This is a genomic window from Parasphingorhabdus sp. (assembly GCF_049667325.1).
GTDB lineage: Bacteria > Pseudomonadota > Alphaproteobacteria > Sphingomonadales > Sphingomonadaceae > Parasphingorhabdus.
This window is the reverse complement of sequence record NZ_JBATHY010000317.1, coordinates 1-5,718: the sequence shown is the minus strand read 5'-3', so window position 1 is coordinate 5,718 and position 5,718 is coordinate 1. Positions and strand designations below refer to the sequence as shown.

The 5,718-nt window shown below is 56.2% G+C and carries 6 protein-coding genes; 2 read left to right on the top strand and 4 right to left on the bottom strand.

Annotation, left to right across the window (positions count from 1 at the left end; translation table 11 throughout):
- Positions 1–538, top strand: a 538-nt coding sequence (locus WBM93_RS13870; protein WP_424432454.1) for a methyltransferase family protein, incomplete at its 5' end; no start/stop codon positions are given.
- Positions 535–1,101 (top strand): methyltransferase family protein, encoded by a 567-nt coding sequence (locus WBM93_RS13865; protein WP_424432453.1) that lies wholly within the window; start codon positions 535–537, stop codon positions 1,099–1,101. The genes WBM93_RS13870 and WBM93_RS13865, both read left to right, overlap by 4 nt.
- Before the next feature lie 212 nt (positions 1,102–1,313).
- Here WBM93_RS13865 and WBM93_RS13860 read toward each other — a convergent pair whose 3' ends face one another.
- The 4 genes from WBM93_RS13860 to WBM93_RS13845 form a co-directional block, all read right to left on the bottom strand.
- The gene (locus WBM93_RS13860) at positions 1,314–1,703 is read right to left on the bottom strand and encodes a VOC family protein (protein WP_424432452.1); all 390 of its coding nucleotides are present in this window, start codon (positions 1,701–1,703) and stop codon (positions 1,314–1,316) included.
- Between the two features lie 293 nt (positions 1,704–1,996).
- Positions 1,997–3,409, bottom strand: coding sequence for a type I glutamate--ammonia ligase (gene glnA, locus WBM93_RS13855; protein ID WP_424432451.1), 1,413 nt, complete (start codon positions 3,407–3,409; stop codon positions 1,997–1,999).
- 48 nt (positions 3,410–3,457) lie between these two features.
- Positions 3,458–3,796 carry a P-II family nitrogen regulator gene (locus WBM93_RS13850; protein WP_323799900.1) on the bottom strand — a complete coding sequence of 113 codons (339 nt, stop codon included), beginning with the start codon at positions 3,794–3,796 and terminating at the stop codon, positions 3,458–3,460.
- A gap of 253 nt (positions 3,797–4,049) precedes the next feature.
- Positions 4,050–5,718, bottom strand: a 1,669-nt coding sequence (locus WBM93_RS13845; RefSeq protein ID WP_424432450.1) for a PQQ-binding-like beta-propeller repeat protein, incomplete at its 5' end; no start/stop codon positions are given.

Here is a 5,718-nt window from a genome sequence, read left to right as displayed (position 1 = left end):
GTTGATTGTGGTCTTCCTGGCGTCGCTCTGGCGGGGGTATTCCGTAGCCCGTTCGACCGGCGATAGTGCATGGGCATTCGGCGCGGCCAAGGGTAGGCAGCGTTTGGCCGGGCTTGTATTTGCGATCAGTATCGCCGTTCTGGGAATCGCAAGCGGGTTAGCTGCAATACAGCCGGTGACCGGATTTGCATGGGTTGGTGCACTGCTGGCGGTTGCAGGCACTGTTGTCGTGATTGTCTCGCAAGTCCAGATGGGCCGGGCGTGGCGCGTTGGCGTTCGCGACGGAGACGCGCCACTGTTCGTTCGGCATGGGCTATTCCGGTGCAGCCGCAATCCCATATTCGTAGGGATGATATTGCTCGGCCTCGGCATTGCATTGAGCGCCAGCATTTGGTGGGGCTGGGTTGCATTGCTCGCATTTGCGTTGGCCTGCCATGCGCAGGTCCGGATTGAGGAAGCGCATTTGAGCAAAAGTTTTGGCGCGGCCTATGACCGGTTTTGCAACGAAGTGCCTCGCTGGATCGGATTTTCGAAATGAATATGGATATGTTGCCCAAAATTCTCTTTGGAATATCCCTCAGTTCGGTTTGCATCATCTTGGCTTTATCGTTCGTTGCAGGACGAATGGACAATTTTCAATTTTGGCCGCCACCCTCCAGAACGAGTTGGCAGCATAGAAGCTTCATGATTTTTTTTAGATGTTTTGTATATCCATTGATCCTTCTTTCAGTGCTGGAATTTGACATCAGCAGTATGGCAACGCGGTCTGTCGCAATCGCGGTGGGAACGCTCTTATTGTTCATGGGATTTGGATTTGCCATCCGCATCACCCTTCGCATGGGATGGCGCAATGCATTTGGAGAAAAACGCGGGCTTGTAACAGACGGCTATTTCTCGAAAAGCCGCAATCCGGTTTATGTCGCGACTTGGATCGGACTTGTCGGTTGGGCGTTCATTGCCAATTCAATGTTGGTTTCGATTTTGTTGGCATTTTGGGCCGTGCTCTACCTGCTTGCTCCCATTTTCGAAGAACCATGGTTGGAACAAATGTATGGTGATGAGTTTCGAGCATACAAAGAACAAGTCCGAAGGTTCTTCTGATTTCACAGAGCGGCCCTAATGTCCGCTTACGGGATATTGCAGTCATTACTAATTGCTCGTCTCAATGTCCGCTTCCCACCCAGTTAGCGACATAAGGTCGCGACCATGGTGAAATAAACGCAGTCCGTCAGCTCTCGCCCCAGAAGCAGTCGTTCGAACTGACTAGTTGAAAAACAAAAGCGGCTGGTCGGGAAACGAGCGGCTTCGAGCGTTCAGTCCGCAAGCTCAACGACCTGAATCAGATTTCCACAAGTATCGTTGAAAGTCGCGAATTTGGCACCGCCGCCTTCCGTCGGAGGCTGGGTAAACGACACACCCACTTTTTCAAGCCTTTCAAATTCAGATTGCACGCTCTCCACGCTAAACGATGTCCAAGGGATACCGTCTTTCATAAGCGCGACCTGCAAGGCGGATGCCGCCGGATATTCGTTAGGCTCAAGAGCGAGCTCGACGCCATCGGCTTCCTCTGGTGATACCAGAGTCAACCAGCGGTGCTCACCCATTGAAATATCGTGCTTCGTCTGAAATCCGAGAATATCGGTATAGAAGGCGTGGGCCTTGGCCTGATCATCAACCATCACGCTTTTGATATACATCTTCATGATCATTCCTTGTTGCAAAACGGCACTTGGAAAAGGATTATGCGCAAATCGCATACCACATGATGCAATTTTCGTGACGCATGTCAATCCTGCCGCCGACAGCCTAAGAGAAGCCGTTCCAACAGATTACATTGAACTTCAGCTCCCCACCCAATTGTTGCCGCCTGGCAAGACGAAAACTAACGTCCACATCCCGCATGAATCCGTGACTCCACTTCAGCATCCACCAAAACCAAAAAAACCCGGAGCAATCTCTTGCCCCGGGCTTATCATTCCCAATCTGATCCAAACGATCAGCCCGAATAATACATATCAAATTCAACCGGGCTCGGGGTGGTTTCCCAATAGCTGACTTCGTCCCACTTGAGTGCGGCATAAGCATCGATCTGGTCTTTCGAGAACACATCACCCTTGAGCAGGAACTCGTGATCGGCTTCCAGTGCTTCCAGCGCTTCACGGAGCGAGCCGCAGACGGTCGGTACTTCGGCCAGCTCTGCCGGTGGCAGATCATAGAGATTCTTGTCCATCGCCTCGCCCGGGTGGATCTTGTTCTCGATCCCGTCCAGACCCGCCATCAGCAGCGCCGCCGCTGAAAGATAGGGATTGGCAAGCGGATCGGGGAAGCGGAATTCTACGCGCTTCGCCTTGTCACCGGCACCATAGGGAATCCGGCAGGATGCGGAACGGTTGCGGCTCGAATAAGCGAGCAGCACCGGTGCTTCAAAGCCGGGAACCAGCCGCTTGTAGCTGTTGGTGGTCGGGTTGGAGAAAGCATTGACCGCCTTGGCATGTTTGATCACGCCGCCGATATAATGGAGACACATTTCCGACAGACCAGCATATTCATTGCCTGCGAACAATGGCTTGCCGTCTTTCCAGATCGACATATGGGTGTGCATGCCGCTGCCATTATCGTCCTTGATCGGCTTCGGCATGAAGGTCGCGGTCTTGCCATAGGCATGGGCGACCTGCTGCACGACATATTTGTAAACCTGTACCCGGTCGGCGGTTTGGGTCAGCGTGCCGAAGGTTATGCCCAGTTCGTGCTGGCAAGCGGCCACTTCATGATGGTGCTTGTCCATCGGCAGGCCCATTTCGATCATCGTCGCGACCATCTCGCCGCGGATGTCGACGGCACTGTCTACGGGAGCAACCGGGAAATAGCCGCCCTTGACGCCCGGGCGGTGACCCATATTGCCGACGTCATAGTCGCGGCCGGAGTTGGTCGGCAGCTCGACATCGTCGATCTTGAAACCCGACCGGTCATAGCCGGTTTCGAATTTCACATCGTCGAACATGAAAAATTCGGGTTCCTTGCCGACATAGACGGTGTCGCCGATGCCGGTGGATTTGAGATAGGCCTCGGCGCGGACAGCGGTCGAGCGCGGATCGCGGCGGTAGAGAGAGCCATCACCAGGTTCGACGATATTGCAGACCAGGATCATCATCGGGGTTGCCGAAAACGGATCCATATACATGGCGTCGAGATCGGGACGCAGGATCATGTCGGATTCATTGATCACCTTCCAGCCGCCGATCGACGAGCCGTCAAACATAAAGCCTTCTTCGAGCATATCTTCATCAATGACATGGGCGCACATCGACAGATGGTGCCATTTGCCGCGTGGATCGGTGAACCGCACATCGACCCATTCGATCTCGTGTTCCTTGATCATCTTGATAATATCGGATGCTGAATTGCCCATTTTTTAGTCCTTCGGTTCTGGTGTGTCTGGATTGGTAGCGATAGAAAATCAGATGGCGTCGTTGTCGCGCTCTCCGGTGCGGATGCGCAGCGCCGATTCCACCGGAATGACAAATATCTTGCCGTCGCCGATGCGCCCGGTCTGGGCGGCCGCGGAAATCGCTTCGACCGTGCGGTCGGCAAGGCTGTCCTCGACCACCACTTCAAGTTTCACCTTGGGCAGGAAATCGACGACATATTCCGCGCCGCGATACAGCTCGGTATGGCCTTTCTGCCGGCCAAAGCCTTTCGCCTCGGTCACGGTGATCCCCGAAACGCCGACTTCGTGCAGCGCTTCTTTGACTTCATCAAGTTTGAACGGTTTGATTATCGCTTCGATCTTTTTCATTGTTATACGTCCCCGTGTACCGCTTCCTCGGCGCTTCCCCTTGCACAGGAGTAAGGCGCCTCGGCCGGGCACTATTGCCCGATGCTATTCAATTACCATGCCAGAATCGATTCGCGAACAGAATCGCTGATAGGCTCGGTTCCATAGCTAAAGGCTTATCGGACGACTGACAATGCCGCCCATAAAACAGGCATTTGTGCTGGCAAGTGCCTGTTTTATGGGCAGTCAGATGGCGCCGGACAAGGGGCCGGCGTCAGCGCGGCGTCGGAGCCGTCATCTCGGGCAGATTGGCCTTCGTCCAGATCGACCGGTTCACGACATAGTGACGGATATTTTCTACCTGAGCTGCGTTCAGCTGCGATCCGAAACCGACCATGCCGGCGTGTTTGAGCGCCCCGCCGGTAACCACCGACGCCCAGGCATCCTTGTCCGGCAGCACGCCGCTGACCCTGAGGTCGGGGGTGAAGCCGTTACCGATCGCGCTGTCGCCGTGGCAGACCAGACAATTGCGGCCGTATAGATTTTTGCCAGCGGCAATCTGCTCGGGGGTGCCGGTCTGCACCGGCGGATCCCAGACCACTTCGCCCTTGTCCGGCAATGCCGGCAATTTCGTCTTGCCGCCCAATTTCATCACCACCAGCCGGGGGATGTTCGGCAGCTGGCGCGTCACTCCGCCGGCGACACCGGCAACCAGCGGAAAGGCGCCGCCCTTGCTGGTCAGGAAGGCGATATATTGCTCCCCGTCGATCATATAGGTGGAGGGTGCGCTGACGATGCCCGACTGCATTTCCATGCTCAGCAATTCCTTGCCCTTGTCGGCGGAATAGGCCTTGAACAGGCCGGTGCTGGTGCCCTGGAACACCAGATTGCCGGCGGTGGTCATCGTCCCGCCATTCCAGGCCGCCGGATAATCTGCGCTCCACGCGACCTTGCCGGTTTTCGGGTTGAATGCGACCAGCTTGCCGGTGGTCGCGGCGATGGCTGCCTTGTAGACTTCCTTGTCGTCGGGCAGCTGGCCGATTGACCAGCCGATCCCGACATTGAAGCCCAGCCGTTCGCGTTTCTTGTCGATATCGGTCTGTGGCACTTCATAGCCCTGCGGGATTTGCTGGGCCGGAATATAGACCAGTCCGGTCTTCGGATTATAGCTCATCGGGTGCCAGTTATGCGCGCCCAGCGCGCCCGGAATGGCGATGAACGGTTTCTCCGTTTTGTAGAATCGCGCGTCGGGATTCTCGATCGGGCGACCGGTTTCCAGATCATAGCCTTCGGCCCAGTTGATCCCGTCGACATAGGGTTCGGCGCTGATCAAAGTGCCGTCGATCCGGTCGATGACAAAGAAAAACCCGTTTTTCGGCGCATGGTAGAGCACCTTGCGCATCTTGCCGTCCATCTCGAGTTCGGCCTGGATGATATGCTGGGTCGCGGTATAGTCCCAGGTCTCGGCCGGCGTCTCCTGATAATGCCACAGATATTTGCCGGTATCGGGATTGACCGCGACGATCGAGGACAGGAACAGATTGTCGCCCTCGCCGCCGGAGCGCAGGCCGTGGTTCCACGGATTGCCGTTGCCGACGCCAAAGTAGAGCTGGTCGAGATCCTCGTCATAGACGATGCTGTCCCATACGGTGCCGCCGCCGCCGGAGACTTTCCATTCGCCGTCGCCCCAGGTCTTCGCCGCCGCCTTGGCGAAAATCTCGTCGCTCGCCGCGCCGTCCGGTTCCCCCTTGGGATTGGGCACGGTGTAGAAGCGCCATTTCATCGTCCCGTCGCGGACATCATAGGCCGAGAGATAGCCGCGCACGCCGAATTCCGCGCCGCCGTTGCCGATGATCACCATATTCTTGACCACCCGCGGAGCACCGGTGATGGTATAGGGTTTGCTGTTGTCGGTGGTCTGGGTTTCCCACAGTCGCGCACCG

What these genes read in the sequence shown, in the direction of transcription:
- WBM93_RS13865 (WP_424432453.1), top strand. Translation starts at nt 535, where the DNA reads ATGAATATGGATATGTTGCCCAAAATTCTCTTTGGAATATCCCTCAGT.
- WBM93_RS13860 (WP_424432452.1), bottom strand. Translation starts at nt 1,703, where the DNA reads ATGAAGATGTATATCAAAAGCGTGATGGTTGATGATCAGGCCAAGGCC.
- glnA (WP_424432451.1), bottom strand. Translation starts at nt 3,409, where the DNA reads ATGGGCAATTCAGCATCCGATATTATCAAGATGATCAAGGAACACGAG.
- WBM93_RS13850 (WP_323799900.1), bottom strand. Translation starts at nt 3,796, where the DNA reads ATGAAAAAGATCGAAGCGATAATCAAACCGTTCAAACTTGATGAAGTC.